The 21,137-nt window shown below is 65.8% G+C and carries 19 protein-coding genes; 13 read left to right on the forward strand and 6 right to left on the reverse strand.

Annotation, left to right across the window (positions count from 1 at the left end; genetic code table 11):
* Positions 1-23 precede the first annotated feature (23 nt).
* Genes VQ067_RS10220 through pelG form a run of 5 tightly spaced genes read left to right on the forward strand, consistent with a single transcriptional unit; the run spans position 24 to position 5,774 of the window.
* Positions 24-542 (forward strand): pellicle/biofilm biosynthesis outer membrane protein PelC, encoded by a 519-nt coding sequence (locus tag VQ067_RS10220; RefSeq protein ID WP_003091288.1) that lies wholly within the window; start codon positions 24-26, stop codon positions 540-542.
* Between the two features lie 5 nt (positions 543-547).
* Positions 548-1,915 carry a PelD GGDEF domain-containing protein gene (locus VQ067_RS10225; RefSeq protein WP_023108513.1) on the forward strand — a complete coding sequence of 456 codons (1,368 nt, stop codon included), beginning with the start codon at positions 548-550 and terminating at the stop codon, positions 1,913-1,915.
* Entirely contained in the window at positions 1,893-2,882 is a 990-nt protein-coding gene (locus VQ067_RS10230; RefSeq protein ID WP_003091286.1) for a tetratricopeptide repeat protein, read from the forward strand. The genes VQ067_RS10225 and VQ067_RS10230 overlap by 23 nt, the downstream gene beginning before the upstream one ends.
* The gene (pelF, locus tag VQ067_RS10235; protein WP_023120393.1) at positions 2,879-4,402 is read left to right on the forward strand and encodes a GT4 family glycosyltransferase PelF; all 1,524 of its coding nucleotides are present in this window, start codon (positions 2,879-2,881) and stop codon (positions 4,400-4,402) included. Before VQ067_RS10230 ends, pelF begins: the two co-directional genes overlap by 4 nt.
* Position 4,403: 1 nt before the next feature.
* Positions 4,404-5,774, forward strand: coding sequence for an exopolysaccharide Pel transporter PelG (gene pelG / locus VQ067_RS10240; protein WP_003091283.1), 1,371 nt, complete (start codon positions 4,404-4,406; stop codon positions 5,772-5,774).
* Between the two features lie 40 nt (positions 5,775-5,814).
* On the opposite strand, the gene VQ067_RS10245 is transcribed toward pelG, so the two are convergent.
* On the reverse strand, positions 5,815-6,045 hold the full coding sequence (locus tag VQ067_RS10245; protein WP_003091282.1) for a hypothetical protein: 231 nt from the start codon (positions 6,043-6,045) through the stop codon (positions 5,815-5,817).
* A gap of 125 nt (positions 6,046-6,170) precedes the next feature.
* Between VQ067_RS10245 and VQ067_RS10250 the strand changes: the two genes are divergently transcribed.
* Together VQ067_RS10250 and VQ067_RS10255 are read left to right on the forward strand one after the other, a co-directional pair.
* A complete protein-coding gene (locus VQ067_RS10250) occupies positions 6,171-6,647 on the forward strand; it encodes a helix-turn-helix domain-containing protein (RefSeq protein WP_009313801.1) in 477 nt (158 codons plus the stop codon).
* 37 nt (positions 6,648-6,684) lie between these two features.
* On the forward strand, positions 6,685-7,161 hold the full coding sequence (locus tag VQ067_RS10255; protein ID WP_033990429.1) for a helix-turn-helix domain-containing protein: 477 nt from the start codon (positions 6,685-6,687) through the stop codon (positions 7,159-7,161).
* Positions 7,162-7,265: 104 nt separating this feature from the next.
* On the opposite strand, the gene VQ067_RS10260 is transcribed toward VQ067_RS10255, so the two are convergent.
* The 3 genes from VQ067_RS10260 to VQ067_RS10270 form a co-directional block, all read right to left on the reverse strand.
* Positions 7,266-9,170, reverse strand: a complete 1,905-nt coding sequence (locus tag VQ067_RS10260; RefSeq protein WP_033990432.1) for a M14 family metallopeptidase — start codon at positions 9,168-9,170, stop codon at positions 7,266-7,268.
* 167 nt (positions 9,171-9,337) lie between these two features.
* Positions 9,338-10,339, reverse strand: a complete 1,002-nt coding sequence (locus VQ067_RS10265; RefSeq protein WP_003091278.1) for an alpha/beta fold hydrolase — start codon at positions 10,337-10,339, stop codon at positions 9,338-9,340.
* Between the two features lie 71 nt (positions 10,340-10,410).
* Positions 10,411-11,292, reverse strand: a complete 882-nt coding sequence (locus VQ067_RS10270; protein WP_003452519.1) for a DUF6685 family protein — start codon at positions 11,290-11,292, stop codon at positions 10,411-10,413.
* A 152-nt stretch (positions 11,293-11,444) separates the two neighbouring features.
* Between VQ067_RS10270 and VQ067_RS10275 the strand changes: the two genes are divergently transcribed.
* Positions 11,445-11,666, forward strand: a complete 222-nt coding sequence (locus tag VQ067_RS10275) for a DUF2835 domain-containing protein (RefSeq protein ID WP_003103227.1) — start codon at positions 11,445-11,447, stop codon at positions 11,664-11,666.
* A 56-nt stretch (positions 11,667-11,722) separates the two neighbouring features.
* Complete coding sequence (locus VQ067_RS10280; RefSeq protein ID WP_033990434.1) at positions 11,723-12,751, forward strand: quinone-dependent dihydroorotate dehydrogenase; 1,029 nt, start codon at positions 11,723-11,725, stop codon at positions 12,749-12,751.
* Between the two features lie 87 nt (positions 12,752-12,838).
* On the opposite strand, the gene rmf is transcribed toward VQ067_RS10280, so the two are convergent.
* On the reverse strand, positions 12,839-13,051 hold the full coding sequence (gene rmf / locus VQ067_RS10285; RefSeq protein WP_003103238.1) for a ribosome modulation factor: 213 nt from the start codon (positions 13,049-13,051) through the stop codon (positions 12,839-12,841).
* Between the two features lie 460 nt (positions 13,052-13,511).
* Here rmf and rlmKL point away from each other — a divergent pair, with 460 nt between their 5' ends.
* Positions 13,512-15,689: a bifunctional 23S rRNA (guanine(2069)-N(7))-methyltransferase RlmK/23S rRNA (guanine(2445)-N(2))-methyltransferase RlmL gene (rlmKL, locus tag VQ067_RS10290; RefSeq protein WP_003116467.1), complete on the forward strand. Its 2,178-nt coding sequence runs from the start codon at positions 13,512-13,514 to the stop codon at positions 15,687-15,689.
* Between the two features lie 69 nt (positions 15,690-15,758).
* On the opposite strand, the gene dacB is transcribed toward rlmKL, so the two are convergent.
* On the reverse strand, positions 15,759-17,189 hold the full coding sequence (dacB, locus tag VQ067_RS10295; protein WP_003091272.1) for a D-alanyl-D-alanine carboxypeptidase/D-alanyl-D-alanine endopeptidase: 1,431 nt from the start codon (positions 17,187-17,189) through the stop codon (positions 15,759-15,761).
* A 310-nt stretch (positions 17,190-17,499) separates the two neighbouring features.
* Here dacB and VQ067_RS10300 point away from each other — a divergent pair, with 310 nt between their 5' ends.
* The 3 genes from VQ067_RS10300 to VQ067_RS10310 all read left to right on the forward strand — a co-directional run bounded on the left by VQ067_RS10300 (position 17,500) and on the right by VQ067_RS10310 (position 21,133).
* Positions 17,500-17,844, forward strand: coding sequence for a YggL 50S ribosome-binding family protein (locus VQ067_RS10300; protein ID WP_003091271.1), 345 nt, complete (start codon positions 17,500-17,502; stop codon positions 17,842-17,844).
* A gap of 426 nt (positions 17,845-18,270) precedes the next feature.
* Complete coding sequence (locus VQ067_RS10305) at positions 18,271-18,894, forward strand: response regulator transcription factor (RefSeq protein ID WP_003091268.1); 624 nt, start codon at positions 18,271-18,273, stop codon at positions 18,892-18,894.
* A gap of 13 nt (positions 18,895-18,907) precedes the next feature.
* Positions 18,908-21,133: an ATP-binding protein gene (locus VQ067_RS10310; protein ID WP_033990437.1), complete on the forward strand. Its 2,226-nt coding sequence runs from the start codon at positions 18,908-18,910 to the stop codon at positions 21,131-21,133.
* Positions 21,134-21,137: the final 4 nt, after the last annotated feature.

Raw genomic sequence — 21,137 nt, forward strand, 5'->3', positions numbered from 1 at the left:
GAATTCAACAGGAGGAACACAACATGCAATCCATCCGCTGCCTGGCTCTCGCGGCCGTCGCTCTGTTCATGGCGGGCTGCTCCAGCTTCACCAGCGAAAGCGCTACGCCGCTGGCGCGCGGCGCGCAGTGGGGCCTGGTGCCGCTGCTCAATTACTCCCAGGCGCCGCAGGCCGGCGAGCGTGCCGAGCAGATCCTGCTCAGCGTGCTGGCCGAGGAGGGTGTGCGGCCGCGCCTGTACCCGGCGCAGCCGCAAGGCGACCTGCAACTGGTCGACGACCGCGAGCGCCAGCAGCGCGCGCTGGACTGGGCACGCCAGCAGAAGCTGGCCTACGTGGTCACCGGCAGCGTCGAGGAGTGGCAGTACAAGAACGGCCTGGACGGCGAGCCGGCGGTGGGCGTCAGCCTGCAGGTGCTGGAGCCGGCCTCCGGGCGGGTGCTCTGGAGCACCAGCGGGGCGCGCGCCGGCTGGTCCCGGGAAAGCCTGGCGGGCGCCGCGCAGAAAGTCCTGCGCGAGCTGGTCGGCGACCTGCGGCTCGAGTGACGGCGATGTCCGCGCACAAGGATTTCACCCTCGCACCGCGCGCCAGCGGCAGTGTCTCCTGGGTCGAGACGCTGGTCATCAGCGCGCTCGCGCTGGGCCTGGGCTGGTGGTTCAGCCCGGACGACCCGCTGCAGGTCAACGCCACCTTTCCCTGGGTGATCCTCGCGCCCCTGTTGCTGGGCATGCGCTACGGCTTCGTCCGCGGCCTGGCCAGCGCGGCGCTGCTGGTGGCCGCGCTGTTCGCGTTCCGCGCCCGGGGCGTCGAGGCCTATGCCCAGGTACCGGCGGCCTTCATCGTCGGCGTGCTGCTCTGCGCCATGTTGGTGGGCGAGTTCCGCGACATCTGGGAACGCCGCCTGGAGCGCCTGGAGCTGGCGAACGAGTACCGCCAGTTGCGCCTCGACGAATTCACCCGCGCCCATCACATCCTGCGCATCTCCCACGATCGCCTGGAACAGCGGGTCGCCGGCAATGACCAGAGCCTGCGCAGTTCGCTGCTCGGTCTGCGACAACTGCTGCGCGAGCTGCCGGGCGAGGAAGCTCCGCTCGATGCGCTGGCGGAAACCGTGCTGGCGCTGCTGGCCCAGTACGGTTCTCTGCGCATCGCCGGACTCTACCGGGTGCGCCACGACCGGACCCCGGAGCCGCAACCCTTGGCGTCGCTCGGCGAGATGCCGGCGCTGGACGCCGACGACCTGCTGGTACGCACCTGCCTGGAGCGCGGCGAACTGGTCAGCGTGCGCCAGGAACTGCTGGAGCGCGGCGAGCAGCGTGCGCACAGCGCGCTGCAGGTGTGCGTCCCGCTGGTCGACACCGATGGGCGGATCCTCGCCCTGCTGGCGGTGGAGCAGATGCCGTTCTTCGTCTTCAACGAACGCACCTTCAGCCTGCTGGCGATCCTCGCCGGGCACGTCGCCGACTTGCTGCAGAGCGACCGTCGCGCGCTGCAGCTGGCCGACATCGACGCCCAGCGCTTCTCCCAGTACCTCAAGCGCTCCCTGCTGGACGCCCGCGACCATGGGTTGCCGGCCTGCCTGTATGCCTTCGAGCTGACCGATGCGCGCTACGGCGAAGAGGTCCAGCGTCTGCTGGAAGGCAGCCAGCGTGGCCTCGACGTGCAGTTGCGACTGCGCAACGACGAGGGCCGGCGGGTCCTGCTGGTGTTGTTGCCGCTGACTTCCGCCGAAGGCTCCCAGGGGTATCTGCAGCGCCTGAGGATTCTCTTCGCCGAACGCTTCGGCCAGGCCCGCGAGCTGGAGTCGCTGGGCGTGCGCATCCGCCAGTACGAACTGGACGCCGGCAACGATCGCCAGGCGCTGGGACATTTCCTTTTCAACGAGTGCGGCCTGAATGATCAGCAAGTGGCTATTTAGCGGCGCCTTCCTGTTCGAGCTGAGCAGTTGGGCGAGCGTCTTCGCCGACCTGCCGATCGGCCAGGCGCTGGCGCTCTACCTGTTCGCCCACGGCCTGGGCAGCGCCCTGCTGTGCGTCGGCGTATGGCTGCTGCTGCCGCGGCGCTACAAGTTCCCGCTGCCGTGGAGCCCGCTGTTCCTCTTCAGCCTGGCCTTCTTCGTGCCGCTGATCGGAGCGGTCGGCGTCGCTGCGGCGGTGTTCCCGGCGCTGTACCTGCCGCGCCAGCGTGGCGAGCAGGCCTGGCAGGCGATGGGCGTCCCCGAGCTGCCGTTCCGGCCGAAGGAAAAGCGCCTCGACATGATGTTCAGCGACGGCGGTCTGCAGGACGTCCTGCGCCATGCGCCGGACCCGAACCAGCGGCTCACGGCGATCTTCGCCACCCGGCGGATGCCCGGCAAGGAGGCGATCCCGATCCTCAAGCTGGCCCTGCGCGACCCCGCCGACGACGTCCGCCTGCTGGCCTACTCGATGCTCGACCAGAAGGAAAGCCGGATCAACCAGCGCATCGAGGCCGCCCTCGGCCGCCTCGCCGGCGCCACGCCGGCGCGACGCGGCGCGCTGCACGGAACCCTGGCGCGCTGGTACTGGGAACTGGCCTACCTGGGGTTGGCCCAGGGCAGCGTACTGGAGCACATCCTCGAGCAGGCGCGCGAGCATACCGACCAGGCGCTACGCGGCACACCCTCGGCCGACCTGCATCTGCTGGCCGGACGCATCGCCCTCGAACAAGGCCGCCTGGAGGATGCCGGGCACGCCCTCCAGGCCGCCGAGGAGGCGGGAATCGATAGCGCCCAGCTGGCGCCGTTCCGCGCCGAGGTGGCGTTCTTCCAGCGGCGCTACCGGGACATCCCCCGGCTTCTCGCCGGAATGCCCGACGACATGCTGCAACGGCCGCCCTTCGCGGCCCTGGCGAGATACTGGACATGACCGAACACACCGCTCCGACGGCGCCCGTCGCCGATGTCTGCCTGCTGCTGGAGGGCACCTGGCCCTATGTCCGCGGCGGCGTCTCCAGCTGGGTCAACCAGTTGATCCTCGGTCTCCCCGACCTGACCTTCTCGGTGTTCTTCATCGGCGGCCAGAAGGATGCCTACGGCAAGCGCCACTACCCGATCCCGGACAATGTGCTGCACATCGAGGAACACTTCCTGGAAACCGCCTGGAGTTCGCCGAACCCGCAGGCGCGACAGGGCAGTAGCGAGACCGAAAAGGCGTTGCGCGACCTGCACCGTTTCTTCCACTACCCGGAGACGCCGGACGTGGAGGAGGGCGACGCGCTGCTCGACCTGCTCGCCGAGGGCCGCATCGGCCGCGAGGACTTTCTCCACAGCAAGGCCAGTTGGGAAGCGATCACCGCAGGCTACGAGCGCTATTGCACCGATCCGTCCTTCGTCAATTACTTCTGGACCCTGCGCTCGATGCAGGCGCCGGTGTTCATGCTCGCCGAGGCGGCCCGGCGGATGCCGCGGGCGCGCATGCTGCACTCGATCTCCACCGGCTACGCCGGCCTGCTGGGCTGCATCCTGCAACGTCGCTGGGGCTGCCGCTACCTGCTCAGCGAGCACGGCATCTACACCAAGGAGCGCAAGATCGACCTGGCCCAGGCCAACTGGATCGCGGAGAACCCCGACGAGCAGCTGAGTACCGGACTGGATGCCGAGGTCAGCTACATCCGTCGCTTGTGGATCCGCTTCTTCGAGCGTGTCGGCCTGCTCACCTATCGCGCCGCCAATCCGATCGTCGCCCTCTACGAAGGCAACCGCCAGCGCCAGGTACTCGATGGCGCCGAGCCACGGCGCACCCGGGTGATCCCCAACGGCATCGACCTCGATGCCTGGGCCGGCGCCCTCGAACGGCGGCCGCCGGGGATTCCGCCGGTGGTCGGGCTGGTCGGCCGGGTAGTGCCGATCAAGGACGTGAAGACCTTCATCCGCGCCATGCGCGGGGTGGTCAGCGCGATGCCGGAGGCGGAGGGCTGGATCGTCGGTCCGGAGGAGGAAGACCCGGACTATGCCAGCGAATGCCGCAGCCTGGTGGCCAGCCTCGGCCTGCAGGACAAGGTGAAGTTCCTCGGTTTCCGTCGGATCGGCGAGGTCCTGCCGCAACTCGGCCTGATGGTCCTCACCTCGATCAGCGAAGCGCAGCCGCTGGTGATCCTCGAAGCCTGGGCTGCCGGCGCCCCGGTGGTGAGCAGCGACGTCGGCTCCTGCCGCGAACTGATCGAAGGCGCCGACGCCGAAGATCGCGCCCTGGGCCGCGCCGGGGAGGTGGTGGCGATCGCCGACCCGCAGGCCACTTCGCGGGCGATCCTCGCCCTGCTGCGCAATCCGCAGCGCTGGCAGGCGGCCCAGGCGGTCGGCCTGCAACGGGTCGAACGCTACTACACCGAGGCGCTGATGCTCGGACGTTACCGCGGGCTGTACCGCGAAGCCACGGAGATTGCATGACATGGCCGGCATCGGCTTCGAACTGCGGAAGATCCTTTCCCGCGATTCCTATACGGCGACCCTGCGCGCCTATCTCTACGCCGGGCTGATCAGCTCCGGTCCCTGGGTGCTGTCGATCGTCAGCGTGATGCTGATCGGCGTGCTGAGCCTCGGCGTGGTGGTGCCGGACGTGCTGGTCCGGCAGTTCCTGATCACGGTGACCTACCTGATGGCGCTGTCGCTGATCTTCACCGGGGGACTGCAACTGTTCTTCACCCGCTTCATTTCCGATCGCCTGTTCGAGCGCAAGCACGAGGCGATCCTGCCCAACCTGGTGGGCGTGCTGTTGCTGGTGACGTTGGCGGCGGGCCTGCTCTCGGCGATATTGCTGGCGACCCTGTTCGATGAGCCGTTCGCCTACCGCCTGCTGGTGATGGCCAACTTCGTGGTGCTCTGCAACCTGTGGCTGGTGATCATCTTCCTGTCGGGAATGAAGGCCTACAAACGCATCCTGCTGGTGATGTTCATCGGCTACGCGCTGATGGTCGCCTGTGCCTACCTGCTGCGTTTCATGCAGATGGACGGCCTGCTGCTGGCATTGCTGATCGGCCACGCCAGCCTGCTGTTCGTCTTCCTCTACGACATCCTCCGCGAGTACCCGGCCAGGCGCATGGTGGCCTTCGACTTCCTCGACCGCCGACAGGTCTTCGTCAGCCTGCTGCTGACCGGCCTCTGCTACAACCTGGGGATCTGGATCGACAAGTTCATCTTCTGGTTCAACCCATCCACCTCGGACCTGGTGATCGGCCCGCTGCGCGCCTCGATCCTCTACGACCTGCCGATCTTCCTCGCCTACCTGTCGATCATTCCCGGCATGGCGGTGTTCCTGGTGCGCATCGAGACCGACTTCGCCGAGTGGTACGAGCGGGTCTACGAGGCGATCCGCGGCGGCGAGACCCTGCAGCACATCGGCCTGCTCAAGGAGCAGATGATCCTCGCCATCCGCCAGGGCCTCCTGGAAATCTGTAAGGTGCAGGGGCTGGCGGTGGTCCTGCTGTTCCTGCTGGCGCCGCAATTGCTCGGCTGGCTGGGAATTTCCCGCTACTACCTGCCGCTGTTCTACATCGACCTGATCGGGGTGAGCATCCAGGTAGTGTTCATGGCCTTGCTCAACGTCTTCTTCTACCTGGACAAGCGCCGCATCGTCCTCGAACTCTGCGTGCTGTTCGTGATCGTCAACGGCGCCCTGACCTTCGTCAGCCTGCTGCTCGGGCCGAGCTTCTTCGGCTACGGCTTCACCCTGTCGCTGCTGGTCTGCGTGCTGGTCGGGCTGTACCGCCTGACCACCGCGCTGGACGACCTGGAGTACGAGACCTTCATGCTCAATCGCTGAGGGGTTTCGCCGGCGGCAGGGTCTTTCAGAAAGGGCCGATTCACCCGGTTGAATCGGCCCCTTTTTTTGCTTCCTCGATGCGTTTTTGCAGCTTCTGCATATCCACCAGGCGTTGCGTACCGAAGGTTCGCATCGGCAGGTCGCCGCTCTCTATCCAGGCATAGAGCAGGTCCGGCCGGTCGCTGAGGCCGGTCAGGAAGGCGAAACGCATCAGGGTTATATAGCGGGGGCACTCGGCGAAACCCTCTTGGGGGAGTTCTTCCACTTTCATCAGGCGTCCTGCACCATGGTCCGATGTTGGAGGGGAACCCTCGGTCTAGAGGGCTTGGATTCATATTGATCTACTAACAGTTAGTGAATCAATATGCATAGGGAACCATCAGACGCGGACTACACATGGTAAAGAATCGACGTTTGTTCACTGCTGGCAAGCGCTTGCGCGCCCTGCGCGAGCTGATGGGCTTGAGCCGTCCGCAGTTCGCCGAGTTGGTGGGGATGACGGCCAAGCGCCTGGAGAACATCGAGAACGAACTGCAGCGCATGCACGACGAGGACTTCGAGAAGGTCTGCGGAACCTTCCCGGAGTTCAGCGACTGGATCGCCTATGAAGGCAGCATCGAGCCGCAGTCGATCGCCTGGAAGGTCGCCGACTCGGCACAGGCGGCCGCGGTCTACCTGGTGGAGCGCAACCCGGTGCTGCTGGAGCGGCACGGCATCGACATGCAGGCCTGGCGCGAACGTCACCGCGAGATACGCGAGGCGCTGTTGGCGGCGGAACAGGCGCCGGAGGCGGAGCCGGCGCCCCTGGAAGAGCCGCCGGAACCCAGGCGCCAGCGGAAGAGGAAAACGCCCGCGAGCGGCAAGGGCGACTGAGGCGCATCGCGCCAGAAACGAAGGGAAGTATCTGTACATGGTCTATGTAGTGAGGAAGCGCTGCCTGTTTCGCGCCGGCGAGCGCCTGTTCGGGTTGCGCGGGCTGACGGGGTTGAACCGACCGCAGTTTTCCGAGGTGGTCGGCATGGATCCCAAACGCCTTGAGAACATCGAGAGTGGCCGGCAGCGCATGCACGACGAGGATTTCGAGAAGGTCTGCGGGACCTTCCCGGAGTTCAGCGACTGGATCGCCTATGAAGGCAGCATCGAACCGCAGTCGATCGCCTGGAAGATCGCCGAGGCCGCCCAGGAAGCGGCGGTCTATCTGGTGGAGCGCAACCCCGAGCTGCTCGAACTCCACGGTCTCGACGTGCCGGTCTGGCGCGAGAAGCATCGGGAAATCCTCAAGAAGCTGCGCAAGCGGGAACTGTCGCCGCCACCTGAAAAACCACTGAAACCCAGGCGCAAGCGCAAGCCGAGAAGCAACCTGCCCACACCCACCGACGGTACCTGAGACCGGCTCCCTCTCCCGCAAGCGGGAGAGGGAACGGGGCTCCCGAAGCCCAGCGGTAGGGCGAACAACGCGCAGCGTTATTCGCCGTCAGCCCCAGGTGGGCCTCAGAACACCACTCCTACCGGATAGACGAAGGCGTTCACGTCGTAGAACGGCGTGCGCTGGTAGAACCATTGCAGGCGCGCCTGCGGATCGGCGGCGAAGGCCTTGTCCTCGCGCAGGCGTTTGTCGAAGGCGGCCTTCAGCGCCGGGCCTTCCGCCAGCATCTTGCGCGCCATCGGCTCCATCACGTATTCCTCCGGCTCCTCGGCGGCCACCAGGGTGGAATTGAAGAAGCCCCAGGACCAGAACGAATCCGGACTCTGCGGTTGCAGCAGGTCGATGGCCAGGACGCCCAGCGGCTGGGCGGTGTCGATCGACAGCGAGCCGGCCGGGAAGGTCTGCAAGCGCTGGAACGGCTTCGGCGTGCCGCTGACCAGCAGGCGACCTTCGTAGCCCGGAATCCGGTTGCCTTGCACGCGATCCGGTTCGAAGCCATCGGCGAGCTTGATGTCGTCCATGCGGTACAGGGTCACGGCGATTTCGGTCGGACGCTCCAGGGTGGTGTAGCGGATGCCGTGGGCCTTGATCCGGGCGATCACCTCGTGCCACTGCGCCGGGACGATGAAACGCTGGGGACGCGGCACCACCAGGTCGGGTACGCCGTTGTCGGTCACCGGTAGTTTCAGCGTCTTCGGCCGGTTGCTCCAGACGATGGTGCGGGCCCCGGTGACCGGCGATTGCTCGTAGCGGTAGTCGCCGACCACGAACGGCGTCTCGGCGGCCTCGCCCGGCTTCCAGGTGAGGATCACCTCCTTCTGCCGCAGCAGGCGCTCGCGGTCGCTGGCGATGGCCTGGCGCAGGCTGGCGGCCTGCCCGCCGATCACCTCGAACATCGCCTTGAGCATCACGTAGTTGCCCAGCACCTGGGTCTTGTACGGATGCAGGGCGTGTTGCTCGATGAGGATCGACGGCACGTTGCGGATGTCGCCGTACTGGTTGGAGAAGCGCGCCAGGTCGGTGCGGTAGGGGTAGTAGCCCTGGGTCGGATCCTGGTTGTCGTTCAGGCTGATGCATTCATGGACCATGTGCCCGAGGCTTTCCAGCGCCTGGTACACCGGCTTGCGCATGACCTGGTCCATCCAGGCGCTGCTCGCCGGTGACCAGCCATTGCCGTTGTGGCAGTAGGAGCTGTCGTAGGGATACATGGCGCCGTCGGTGGAGTGAGTGTCGGCGAAGAAGCTCAGTTCGTAGTGGTTGAACACCCAGGCGACGTTGCGGATCTCCGCGCTGTCGAGCTTGGTGAAGTCGCGGTTGAGATTGAGATTGCGGCCGTTCACCCGCCAGCCGGTCTCCCGCGGGCCGTTCTGGTTGATCCGCCCGTAGGCGCTGCGGCGCAGGTCGCCGTCGACGTTGACCACCGGGATGAACAGCAGGTTGATCTTCTCCAGCAGCCCGGCGAGCGGGCGGTCGGCAGCGCTCATGTCGCGCAGCAGCATGAACATGGCGTCCTTGCCGTTGGCCTCGCCGGGATGGATCTCGGCTTCCACCAGCAAGGTCGGCTTGGCGGAGCGCTTCAGGCCGGCGGCGGACTTGTCGGCCTCGGTGGAGGCGGTCACCAGCAGCATCGGGTGACCCTCGGCGCTGCGCTCGGGCAACTCGCGCAAGGCGATGCGGCCGGAGGAGGCGGCTACCAGTTTCTCCAGGTAGGCGCGGGTCTCGCGGTAGTCGCTGGTGCGCTGGAAGTCGCTGCTCTCGGCCTGGGTGATCAAGGGGTCGCCGGGCTTGGCCAGGTAGCGCAGGCTGCCCAGCTTCTGCTCGAACATCGGTGGCAGGATGCGTTGGCGGGCCGCGGCCGGGTAGGCGCTGTCATCGATGTAGGCGGGCGCGTGGGGCAGCTCCGCGTGAGCGGGCAGGGCGCTCGCCAGCAGGACGCCGGCGAGTAGCGAACGGGGTTGGCAAGGGAACACGATGAACCTCCATGTGGATGAGAACGGCCGCGGCGTGGATGGGCTTGCGCGACGCGAGCCACGCGTCGTCGCGCAGCCAGTGCAGTGAAACGCCGGCGGCAGGCATCGGTGTTGACGCCGGGCAAGGCGCGGCGAAGCCGATGGCGAGAGCGCCGCCGGTGGATGGTTCAGGGCTGGGTTTGCAGACCCTTCAGCAGTGCCTGGTGGAAGCGTTCCGGAGCCTGTATCTGCGGGGTATGGCCAAGGTCGGGGAATTCCACCAGGGTCGCCTGGGGAATCCGTCGGGCGGCGTCCTTGCCCAGTTGCGCGTAGTTGCCCAGCCTGGCTTTCAGTTCCGCCGGCGCGGCGTCCTTGCCGATGGCGGTGTTGTCTTTCTCGCCGATCAGCAGCAGGGTCGGCATCTGCAACCGGTCCAGTTCGTAGACCACCGGCTGGGTGAAGATCATGTCGTAGGTCAGCGCCGAGTTCCAGGCCACCGACTCGCGCCCCTTGCCGCGATACATGCCGGCCTGCATCTGTACCCAGCGATCGAACTCGGGGCGCCATTCGCCGGCGTAGTAGGTGGCTTGCTGGTATTGGCGAATGCCTTCGGCGCTGGTCTGCAAGTCGCGCCTGTACCAGTCGTCGACACTGCGCCAGGGCACGCCCAGGGCCTTCCAGTCCTCCAGACCGATGGGGTTGACCAGCACCAGTCGTTCGACCTGCCGCGGGTAGAGCAGGGCGTAGCGGGTAGCGAGCATGCCGCCCATGGAATGGCCGATCACGCTGGCCCGGGCGACGCCGAGCCGTTCCAGCAGGGCGTGGGTGTTGGCTGCCAGTTGCTGGAAGCTGTACTGGTAATGGGCCGGCTTGCTCGACTTGCAGAAGCCGACCTGGTCGACGGCGATCACCCGGTAGCCGGCGTCGGCGAGCACGTCGATGGTGCGCTCCCAGGTCCCGGCGCAGAAATTCTTGCCGTGCATGAGCAGGATGGTGCGGCCGTTGGCTTTCTTCGGCGCGACGTCGAGGTAGGCCATGCTCAGCGGCTGGCCCTGGGAGGTGAAGTCCAGATAGTGCACCGGATAGGCGTAGTCGAAGCCTTCCAGGCGTTCGCCGTAGACCGGCGCCTGGCTGGCCAGCGCCGGCCCGCAGGCGAGGGCGAGACAGAGACTGAGGCGGGGTAGGGACATGCGATCGCTCCTGTGTGGGTCTGCTGGAGGATGCACGTCAGGGCGCGAGCTGGCCAGTCCTGGCCGGTTGCCTACAGTTGCTTCAGATACTTCACCACGTCTGCTGCGCCAGCCGCCCGCAGACCTTCGCCGAGGGCATCGGCGCGTTCGTCGTTGCGGGGCAGCAACAGGCACTCCGGGGTTTCCGGGGTGAACAGGGCGAGTCGCGCATAGGGCAGGCCGGTATCCAGCAGCAGGCTCATGAAGGTCGGCTCGGACCAGGCCTGGGTCGGAATCCGCAGCATGTGGTAGCGCTGTTCCAGTTCGTCCAGCGCGCCGGGCTCCAGTTCGTAGCGTTCCAGGTGTGCCGGCAGCTTCAGTTCCAGTTCGCGGCGGCGGGCGTAGACGATCGCCGCGGCGAAGGCGCAGGCCTGACGTTCGCCCGCCCAGAACAGGCGCTCGCCGTGCCAGGCGGCCTGGCGCAGGCGGATGCTGTCGCCGTTGGTGAAACGCGGCAGGGCCAGGCTCAGGGCCTTGACGAAATCCTTGTAGCTGATGATCCGTACGCCCCGGCAGACCTCGGCCGTGGCCAGGTCTTCCAGGCGTGGGCAAGGTGTCTGGACGAGGATCTCGCGGCTGCATACGCCTTCGATGGTCTTCAGGTCGACCGACTCCAGGGTGGAGTGACTGACCCGCACCAGGCGCTTGAGGACCGTGTGGGCTTCCGCCTTGTCTTCCTGGACCGGGCCGGACAGCGCGCCGCGCGGCAGATCGACCAGGGTGTGCAGGGGCGGTCCGGCCTGCCACCAGACGCTCGGCTCCGGCCGTCGCAATGGCTGGAACGGCAGCTCGAGGGCGGCCGCCCGTTCGCGCAGCTCCCGGCCATCGCTTCGCGCGGCACCCAGGCGCAGGCGGTTGGCGAGTGCGGAAAGGCGACCGGTGAAGGTGCTGTTGCTACGCGAGTTGGAACTCATGATCGACGGAGGGCTCCTCGGGCTCGGCGACCGACGCGGAAAGGGGCGGGAGGGGACGGCGACGGTCCGTCCATTGAAGCACAGGTTCGGGCGTGACATTCAACCGCGTGGTTTGTGGCAAGCTGTCGTGGTTCATTCAAGCGGGGGGCTCCATGCCCAGTCTCATCATGGATATCGCCCTGTCCGGCGAACGCCTGCAGGCCATCTACGGCGGCAGGGCCAATCGGGTCCTGCTGCGCAGCCGCGACGGTCGCCGGGTGAACCTGCCGGCCCATCACCTGCGTCCGTTCATCGGCCACGATGGCGTGCATGGCACGTTCCGCCTCGATTTCAGCGAGGACGGCCGCCTGCTGGCGCTGCAACGCCTCGCCTGAGCGGGTGCTCGGCGGCTATAATCGGCACCCTTCATTCTGCCGACCGATACCCGACCATGTACACCCTGGCCCGCCAGCTGCTGTTCAAACTGTCCCCGGAAACCTCCCACGAACTGTCCATCGACCTGATCGGGGCCGGCGGTCGCCTGGGCCTGAACCGCCTGCTGACGCCCGAGCCGGCCAGCCTGCCGGTCTCTGTGCTGGGCCTGGAATTTCCCAATCCGGTGGGGCTGGCCGCGGGCCTGGACAAGAACGGCGACGCCATCGACGGGTTCGGCCAGCTCGGTTTCGGCTTCATCGAGATCGGCACCGTCACTCCGCGACCGCAGCCGGGCAATCCCAAGCCGCGCCTGTTCCGCCTGCCGCAAGCCAACGCGATCATCAATCGCATGGGCTTCAACAACCACGGCGTCGACCACCTGCTGGCACGGGTGCGCGCGGCGAAGTATCGCGGCGTACTGGGGATCAACATCGGCAAGAACTTCGATACCCCGGTGGAGCGCGCGGTCGACGACTACCTGATCTGCCTGGACAAGGTCTACGCCGACGCCAGCTACGTCACCGTCAACGTCAGCTCGCCGAACACGCCCGGCCTGCGCAGCCTGCAGTTCGGCGATTCGCTCAAGCAACTGCTGGAGGCACTGCGCCAGCGCCAGGAAGCGCTGGCGCTGCGGCATGGCCGACGGGTACCGCTGGCGATCAAGATCGCCCCGGACATGACCGACGAAGAGACCGCGCTGGTCGCCGCGGCGCTGGTCGAGGCGGGGATGGACGCGGTGATCGCGACCAATACCACTCTCGGCCGCGAAGGCGTGGAAGGCCTGCAGCATGGCGACGAGGCGGGTGGCCTGTCCGGCGCGCCGGTGCGGGAGAAGAGCACGCACACGGTGAAGGTGCTGGCCGGCGAGCTGGGCGGACGGCTGCCGATCATCGCCGCCGGCGGTATCACCGAGGGCGCGCACGCGGCGGAGAAGATCGCCGCCGGGGCGAGCCTGGTGCAGATCTATTCGGGTTTCATCTACAAGGGACCGGCGTTGATCCGCGAAGCGGTGGACGCCATCGCCGCATTGCCGCGGCGGAATTGAAAAGGGCTCCTTGCGGAGCCCTTGGGCTTGCGCCCGCCGCCCGGATGGGGCGTGCCTTGGGGAAATCGGTGCTATCCGTGTTGTCGCTTACACGTGCTGGAGTTGATTGAGACGTTGTAAGCCGGCCGTGCCAGTGAGGCCGTCCCAGTTGTCGCCACGGCCCTCGCGCCAGCCGTTGAGCCAGGACTGCCGCGTCGTAGGATGGGTGAACGGACAAAGATCACGAGATTTACCGGTTATGCCGTTCTGATAACCACGCAAGAAGGCTCTTTCCAACGGATCACGCTTAAGTCTTCTCATAGGGTGTTGCCCTCACTTGTTGACTGTTATGTCCCGTTGGCCCCCAGGGGAGGCCTGGCGAAGCTTTCGCCGAAAGGGGTCGTTGCCGGCGTGACGACCCTCGCCCGACACCGTTGCGGTGGCGGATTAACTGGAGTTCTAACCAAAGCGTTCAGGCGTGTGAATGACCGATTTGTCATAAAGACTTAACGCTTTCGTCGATAGGGCCATATGTTGCAGGCGCATGACGCCTGGTTTCCGGCGCTAACGCCGCAGGGTCGCGGGGTTGCGCCTTATAACGATTTGCACCCCCACCAATTGAGATTTCCTCGCATTCCGACGAAGGGTCGCCCAGACTGCGACTCGGGGTCGCAGCGAGCAACGCCGGGAGCGTTCCGGCAATCGAACCACGGCACCTGGTGCCAAAGAAGTGCCCATGAGGGTGCTTCCACTGACAAGGGCTACGGCCCGGGAAGGCGATATGGCTGATGTTTACGAATTGTTTCTGACCTGCCCGAAAGGCCTGGAAAGCCTGCTCCTCGAAGAGGCGCAGGGGCTCGGCCTGGACGAGGCGCGCGCCCAGGTGTCGGCGGTGCGCGGGCAGGGCAGCCTGGAGGTGGCCTATCGCCTCTGCCTGTGGTCGCGCCTGGCCAACCGGGTCTTGCTGGTGCTGGCGCGATTCCCGGTGGAGAACGCCGAGTCCATGTACATGGCGGTCCACGCGGTGAACTGGGAAGACCACCTGGACGCCGGCGGCACGCTGGCGGTGGAGTTCAGCGGCAAGGGCTCGGGCATCGACAACACCCATTTCGGGGCGCTGAAGGTCAAGGATGCGATCGTCGATAACCTGCGCGAGCGCTCCGGCCGACGCCCGTCGGTGGACAAGGTCAATCCGGACGTGCGCGTCCACCTGCACCTCGACCGCGGCCAGGCGACCCTTTCCCTGGACCTCTCCGGGCATAGCCTGCACCAGCGCGGCTATCGTCTGCAGCAGGGCGCCGCGCCGCTGAAGGAGAACCTGGCGGCGGCGGTGTTGATCCGTGCCGGCTGGCCGAAGATCGCCGCCGAGGGCGGTGCCCTGGCCGACCCGATGTGCGGCGTCGGCACCTTCCTGGTCGAGGCGGCGCTGATGGCTGCCGATATCGCGCCGAACCTCAGGCGCGAGCGCTGGGGCTTCAGCAATTGGCTGGGGCACGTGCCGGCGCTGTGGCGCAAGCTCCACGAGGAAGCCCAGCAGCGCGCGGCGGCCGGCCTGGCCAGGCCGCCGTTGTGGATTCGCGGCTACGAGGCCGATCCGCGCCTGATCCAGCCGGCGCGCAACAATATCGAGCGTGCCGGAGTGGCCGACTGGGTGAAGATCTACCAGGGCGAACTGGCGACTTTCGAGCCGCGCCCGGACAAGGGCCAGACCGGCCTGGTGATCTGCAACCCGCCCTATGGCGAGCGCCTCGGCGACGAAGCCAGCCTGCTGTATCTCTACCAGAACCTCGGCGAGCGCCTGCGCCAGAGCTGCATCGGCTGGAGCGCCGGGGTGTTCACCGGGGCGCCGGAACTGGGCAAGCGCATGGGTATCCGCAGCCATAAGCAATACGCGTTCTGGAACGGCGCGCTGGCCTGCAAGCTGCTGATGATCCAGGTCGAGCCGCGCCAGTTCGTCACCGGCGAGCGTGGCGAACGCAACGACGAAGGCCTGGCGCGGGCGCCGAGCGAGCCGGCACGGCTGAGCGAGGGCGGGCAGATGTTCGCCAATCGCCTGCAGAAGAACCTCCGGCAACTGGGCAAATGGGCGCGCCGCGACAAGATCGAGTGCTATCGCCTGTATGACGCCGACATGCCGGAGTATGCCCTGGCGGTGGATATCTACGGCGATTGGGTTCACGTCCAGGAGTACGCCGCGCCCAAGTCGATCGATCCGGCAAAAGCCCAGGCGCGCCTGTTCGACGCCCTGGCGGCGATTCCGCAGACCCTGGGCGTTGCCCAGGAGCGGGTGGTGGTCAAGCGCCGCGAGCGCCAGGCCGGCAAGAAGCAGTACGAACGGCAGAGCAGCGAGGGCAAGTTCCTCGAGGTGGGCGAGGGCGATGTGCGCCTGCTGGTGAACCTGACCGATTACCTGGATACCGGGCTGTTCCTCGATCACCGGCCGATGCGCCTGCGCATCCAGAAGGAGGCGGCCGGCAAGCGCTTCCTCAACCTGTTCTGCTATACCGCCACGGCCACCGTACATGCGGCCAGGGGCGGCGCGCGCAGCACCACCAGCGTCGACCTGTCGAAGACCTACCTGGACTGGGCGCGGCGCAACCTGTCGCTCAACGGCTTTTCCGACAAGCAGCGCCTGGTGCACGGCGACGTGATGGAGTGGTTGCGGGAAGACGATGGCCAGTACGAACTGATCTTCATCGACCCGCCGACCTTCTCCAACTCCAAGCGCATGGAAGGCGTGTTCGACGTGCAGCGCGACCACGTCGAACTGCTCGACCTGGCCATGGCGCGGCTGGCGCCGGGCGGGGTGCTGTATTTCTCCAACAACTTCCGCAAGTTCGAACTGGACGAGAGCGTGCAGGCCCGCTATGCGGTCGAAGAGATCACTGGCGAAACCCTCGATCCGGATTTCGCGCGTAATCCGAAGATCCATCGGGCCTGGAGAATCACCGTTCGCTGAGGCGAGCGGCATTCATGCAAAAGGCCGCCGGCGGGCAACCGCTGGCGGCCTTTTTTTTCGTACTGCGCCTTATTTCCGCGCGTGCAGGCTCAGCAGTACCTGGTCGAGGATCGCCGAAGCGCCCCACGGCCGCGGGCTGTTGAGGATCGCCACCACCACCCAGTTGTGGCCGCTGGCGTCGCGGCTGAAGCCGGCGAGGGCGCGCACGGTGTTGAGGGTGCCGGTCTTCACGTGCGCCTCGCCGACCAGTGCGGTGCGCCGCAGGCGTTTGCGCATGGTGCCGTCGAGGCCGGCCAGCGGCAGCGAGGAGATGTACTCCGCTGCATAGGGGCTGTGCCAGGCGGCTTGCAGCATCGCCGCCATCTCACGGGCGCTGACCCGTTCCTGGCGCGACAGTCCCGAGCCGTTCTCCATCACCAGGCGCGGCGCGGTGATGCCCTTGCGCGCCAGCCACTGCCGCACCACCCGCTGCGCGGCCTGGGCGTCGTCGCCGTCGGCGCTGTTGCGGAACTGCGCGCCGATGGAGAGGAACAACTGCCGGGCCATGGTGTTGTTACTGTATTTGTTGATGTCGCGGATGATCTCGACCAGGTCTGGCGAGAAGGCCTTGGCGATCAGCGTGGCGTTGCGCGGTACGCTGCCCTGGCGGTCCTTGCCGAGGATGCTGCCGCCCAGTTCCTGCCAGATGCCGCGCACCGCGCCGGCGGTGTAGCCGGGATGGTCGAGCAGCGACATGTAGGTCTGCGCGCTACAGCCCTGGGGAATCTGTCCGGTGGCCAGCAGGGTGGTGCCGTCGAACTGAGTCACCGGGCTGAAGCGCAGCTTCGGCCAGGCCGGGCAGGTGGCCGGCGCGGTCATCTTCACCTGGTTGTCGATGCGTACGTTGGCCAGCGGCGGGTCCATCTGCACGTTGACCTTGTTGCCGTCGGTGCGCACCACCATGCGCACGCTCTTCAGGTTGACCAGCAGCGAGTCCGGACCGACCAGGAACGGCTTGGTGTCGTCGCCGCCGTCGTCGTTGAATACCGGCAACTGCGGGATGTTGAAGTAGCTGCGGTCGAGTACCAGGTCACCTGTGACCTTGGTCACGCCATTGGCGCGCAGGTCGCGCATCAACAGCCAGAGCTTCTCCATGTTCAGTTTCGGATCGCCGCCGCCCTTGAGGTAGAGGTTGCCGTTGAGCACTCCGTTCTTGAGCTGGCCGTCGGTGTAGAACTCGGTCTTCCACTGGTAGGTCGGGCCGAGCATTTCCAGGGCGGCATAGGTGGTGAACAGCTTCATGGTCGAGGCCGGGTTCACCGATACGTCGGCGTTGTAGTAGGTGGGGTTGCCCGGGCCGTCGAGCGGAATCAGCACCAGCGACAGATCGTTGCCGGTCAGCTTGTTAGTCTGCAGGGCTTTCTGCACGTTGGCCGGCAGGGTGGCGTTGACCTGGGCGAGGGTGGGAAGGGCGAAAGGCAGGAGCGTGGCGAAGGCAAGAGTACGCAGCGACTTGAACATTAATGAAGAACTCTTGAAGACGGAGGGTAGAAAATGAAATGAAGATGAAAAACGAAGCGAACCTGAAAAAAGAGACGGACATCACGCGAAGAGGCCGTCTTGCTCATTATGCCGCAAGGCGGATAACGATGCGCTGGAGTTTCGCGGAGTTCGCCGTCATATCGCCGAATGGTCGGAACTGGTAGAGTGCGCCGGCAATCCGGCCGCGCCGCGCGGAGCTTGCCGGGGTTCGCCCGCGGCTCCAGCGGTGTCGGCTACTGTCTGTAATGCGAGGCTCCGCCAATGGAGCGTCAATCCAGGAGATGCCGCCATGGCTACTAATCGTTCCCGCCGCCTGCGCAAGAAATTGTGCGTCGATGAATTCCAGGAGCTGGGTTTCGAATTGAACTTCCACTACAAGGAAGGCGTGGATGCCGATGCGGTGAACGCTTTCATGTTGCGCTTCATCGATCAGGCGATCGAAGCCAACGAACTGACCTATGGCGGCTGCGACGAATTCGGTTTCGTCTGCCTGGCGCGCCGTGGCTCGGTCAATGAAGAGCAGCGGGCCCTGATCGAGGCCTGGTTGAAGCAGCAACCGGAACTGGCCAGCGTCGAGGTCGGCGCGTTGGTCGACGCCTGGTACCCGGAACAGCCTGTCCTGCCGAAGCTCTAAGCGATAGCGCCGCCATCCCGCCCGAGGATGGCGGTCGCGTTTTCCCTCCCTTTCAATCCTGCTCCGGCGCTATCTGGCCCGGCGCCCGTCGTGCTTCCCTTTGCCCTGCCGAAGGCATGTCGGCGGCTTGTGGCCGTACATGCGGATAGCAATACTCCGAAGTCCCTGACGAACTATTCAACTCGCTCTGGCAGATAACGAGCCGGGAGAGCACGTATATATGCGGGTGTTTTTCATGCAGATAACCAGGCCAATTGCTTGGCAATATACGAGGTTTTGAATTCGCCGTAAGAAATAAATTAAGTTTCCGTGAGAATATTCCTTAAAGTATATGAGTTGCCATCGAATATCTCGACAATATGGCTCCCGTCTATATCTTGCTCAGGAGAATTTTTTCTGAATTTTTATTGGCAAGGAAATCAGACAATGAGCCGTATCCTGATAGTCGACGATCATCCCGTGATTCGCATGGCCATGAAGATGTTGCTGGAAGCCGAAGGGCACCAGATCGTCGGCGATACCGATAATGGCGTGGATGCCATCAGCCTCGGGCGGGAGCTGAAGCCGGACCTGGTCATCCTCGATATCGGCATTCCCAGGCTGGACGGCCTCGAGGTCATCAGCCGCCTGATGGTGCTGGCGTTGCCCCTGAAGATCCTCGTCCTGACCGGCCAGAGCGCCTCGCTCTTCGCCCTGCGCAGCATGCAGGCGGGCGCCGCCGGGTTCGTCTGCAAGCAGGGCGGACTGGCCGAACTGGTGACGGCGGTGAATGCGGTCGCCTCGGGATACAGTTACTTTCCCAGCTCGGCCATGCGTCCTGTGCAACAGGGCGCCTATTCCGACGATGTGGAATTGCTCGGACGCCTGTCCGATCGCGAAGTATCGGTATTGCAATACCTCAGCCAGGGTTATTCGAACAAGCAGATATCCGAGCAGATGTTTATCAGCAACAAGACCGTCAGCACTTACAAGGCGCGCTTGTTGTTGAAGTTGAACGCCGGCTCGCTGGTGGATCTCATCGAGTTCGCCAAACGCAATACGCTTATCTAAGGGCCGGAACCGAATGAAGTTCCAGAAACGCAGTGCGTGCATGCTCGGCCTGCTTCTCATATTCGCCTGCATGGCGGGATATGCCGTTCCGGCGAGGGCGACGGCTGGCGAATATGCTTCCATGCTCCGGATTCCCGCTCCGGATCGCCCGGGGGACGCCGATGCGGTCGTCGAAGCGCCGCTACGCCAGGCTGCCGACGGGCTGCGCTCGCCGTCCCCTTCCAGCCTGGTGCTCGGCCTGCTGGTGGCCTGCCTGGTCTGCGTCGGATGCCTGGGCTGGAATACCGTCCTGCAGCTCAGGCTCAGGCGTTGGCAACGTACCGAAGCCGACCTGAGCGGCCGCCTGGCATTGAAGCAGGCGCTGGTCGACGGGATTCCCTACCCGGTGAGCATCCGCACGCTCGACGGTCGCCTGCTGGCCTGCAACCGCAATTACCTGGAAAGCCTGCGGATGACCCGTGAGCAGGCCCGCGGCACCCTGTTGACCGATTCCGACTGGGTCGAGGGCAGCAAGGCACGGCTCATGCACCAGCAGTGCCTGGCGGTGGCTCGGGGAGGAACGGCGAGCTTCACCGACATGGCGGTGCGCATCGGCGGGCAATTGCTGGAGATCCACCATTGGGTCACGCCCTACAGGGATCGCCAGGGACGGGTGCTCGGCCTGATGAACGGCTGGATCGACATCACCGAACGGGAGCGCCTGGCCCGCCAGTTGCGTGAGGCGATGCGCCAGGCGGACGAGGCGAATCGGGCGAAGAGCGTCTTCCTGGCGACCATGAGCCACGAGATCCGTACGCCGATGAATGCGGTCATCGGCATCCTCGAACTGGTCCTGCAGCGCCTGGCGCCGGAGCAGCGCGAACGCGCCTCGCTGGAGGTCGCCTACGAGGCTGCGGGGTCGCTGCAACTGCTCATCGGCGACATCCTCGACGTCGCCAAGATCGAGTCCGGCCACCTGACCCTCACGCCCGAGCGGGTTCGCCTGCGCCATGTCGTGGAGTCGGTGCGCCGCATGTTCGAAGGCCTGGCCCGGCAGAAGGGCCTGAGGCTCGTTGTGGAACTGGACGATGCCCCGGGACGGGACGTGCTGATCGATCCCCTGCGCTTCAAGCAGGTGCTGTCCAACCTGGTGAGCAATGCGATCAAGTTCACCGAGCGGGGACAGGTGACGATCCGTCTCCAGGAAAGGAGCCTGGACGAGGGGAGGGCGATCGTCCGGGTGGACGTGGAGGATTCCGGTATCGGTATCGCTCCGGCGGACCAGGTGCGCCTGTTCCAGCCTTTCATCCAGGTGGCCAAGGGACGCACGGTGCAGGGCGGGACCGGCCTTGGGCTGGCGATCTGTCGGAAGTTGGTGGACCTCATGGGCGGCGATGTCGAGATGCACAGCGAGCCGGGCAAAGGCACCCGGGTGTCGCTCGACCTGCTATTGCGCCAGTGCGGGCCGAAAATGCCTGAATCCGGCCAGGACCCGCTGGCAGCATCCATGGAGCCGTCTCGCCGCCTGCATATCCTCATCGCCGACGACTATCCGCCCAACCGGGTACTGCTGCGCCAGCAACTGGAATTTCTCGGCCACCGGGTGGCGGAAGCGGAGGATGGCCAGGTGGCGCTGGAACTCTGGGCCGACGAGCGCTTCGAGGTGCTGATCAGCGACTGCAACATGCCGCGCCTGAACGGCTATCAGCTGGCACGCAGGATACGCATCCAGGAACGGTGCGAGCGGCGCGCGCCGATCCTGATCCTCGGCTATACCGCCGACGCCGAGCCGGACGAGGTACAGCGCTGTCGCGACGCGGGCATGGATGATTGCCTGTTCAAGCCGCTTGGCCTGGAGACCCTGCGCAACTACCTCGCGACCTCTTTCGGCCGCGACGCCGCGCAGCCCCGGGGGCTCTATGACGCGGACGCTCTCAGCAGCCTCGGTGGCGGCCGCCCGGAACGGCTGCGCGAACTGCTGGAGACCCTGCTAGGCAGCAACCGTCAGGACCTCCAGCGCCTTGCCATCCTCCTGCGCGAGGGCGACAGGACCCGGCTCGCCGAGCATGCCCACCGCATCAAGGGCGCCGCGCGGATGATCGGGGCGCGTACCCTGCTGGAGGCCTGCGAGGCCCTGGAGGACGCCTGCCGGCGAGGTGGCGACGGGGAGTGCCTGCAGGCGTCTGGCGAAAGACTCCGGCTGGCCCTGGAGGCGTTGCAGGAGGAACTCCAGGAGCAGTTGGCGGCCGCTGCGGTATGAGCCC

The organism is Pseudomonas sp. KBN12P06040 (genome assembly GCF_037574965.1).
GTDB classification, from domain to species: domain Bacteria; phylum Pseudomonadota; class Gammaproteobacteria; order Pseudomonadales; family Pseudomonadaceae; genus Pseudomonas; species Pseudomonas aeruginosa.

Coding starts and splice junctions, on each gene's coding strand:
- VQ067_RS10255 (WP_033990429.1), top strand. CDS start 6,685: ATGGTCTATGTAGTGAGGAAGCGCTGCCTGTTTCGCGCCGGCGAGCGC.
- VQ067_RS10250 (WP_009313801.1), top strand. CDS start 6,171: ATGGTAAAGAATCGACGTTTGTTCACTGCTGGCAAGCGCTTGCGCGCC.
- VQ067_RS10300 (WP_003091271.1), top strand. CDS start 17,500: ATGGCTACTAATCGTTCCCGCCGCCTGCGCAAGAAATTGTGCGTCGAT.
- VQ067_RS10230 (WP_003091286.1), top strand. CDS start 1,893: ATGATCAGCAAGTGGCTATTTAGCGGCGCCTTCCTGTTCGAGCTGAGC.
- rlmKL (WP_003116467.1), top strand. CDS start 13,512: ATGGCTGATGTTTACGAATTGTTTCTGACCTGCCCGAAAGGCCTGGAA.
- VQ067_RS10305 (WP_003091268.1), top strand. CDS start 18,271: ATGAGCCGTATCCTGATAGTCGACGATCATCCCGTGATTCGCATGGCC.
- VQ067_RS10265 (WP_003091278.1), bottom strand. CDS start 10,339: ATGTCCCTACCCCGCCTCAGTCTCTGTCTCGCCCTCGCCTGCGGGCCG.
- VQ067_RS10225 (WP_023108513.1), top strand. CDS start 548: ATGTCCGCGCACAAGGATTTCACCCTCGCACCGCGCGCCAGCGGCAGT.
- pelG (WP_003091283.1), top strand. CDS start 4,404: ATGGCCGGCATCGGCTTCGAACTGCGGAAGATCCTTTCCCGCGATTCC.
- VQ067_RS10280 (WP_033990434.1), top strand. CDS start 11,723: ATGTACACCCTGGCCCGCCAGCTGCTGTTCAAACTGTCCCCGGAAACC.
- rmf (WP_003103238.1), bottom strand. CDS start 13,051: ATGAGAAGACTTAAGCGTGATCCGTTGGAAAGAGCCTTCTTGCGTGGT.
- VQ067_RS10220 (WP_003091288.1), top strand. CDS start 24: ATGCAATCCATCCGCTGCCTGGCTCTCGCGGCCGTCGCTCTGTTCATG.
- VQ067_RS10270 (WP_003452519.1), bottom strand. CDS start 11,292: ATGAGTTCCAACTCGCGTAGCAACAGCACCTTCACCGGTCGCCTTTCC.
- VQ067_RS10275 (WP_003103227.1), top strand. CDS start 11,445: ATGCCCAGTCTCATCATGGATATCGCCCTGTCCGGCGAACGCCTGCAG.
- pelF (WP_023120393.1), top strand. CDS start 2,879: ATGACCGAACACACCGCTCCGACGGCGCCCGTCGCCGATGTCTGCCTG.
- dacB (WP_003091272.1), bottom strand. CDS start 17,189: ATGTTCAAGTCGCTGCGTACTCTTGCCTTCGCCACGCTCCTGCCTTTC.
- VQ067_RS10310 (WP_033990437.1), top strand. CDS start 18,908: ATGAAGTTCCAGAAACGCAGTGCGTGCATGCTCGGCCTGCTTCTCATA.
- VQ067_RS10245 (WP_003091282.1), bottom strand. CDS start 6,045: ATGAAAGTGGAAGAACTCCCCCAAGAGGGTTTCGCCGAGTGCCCCCGC.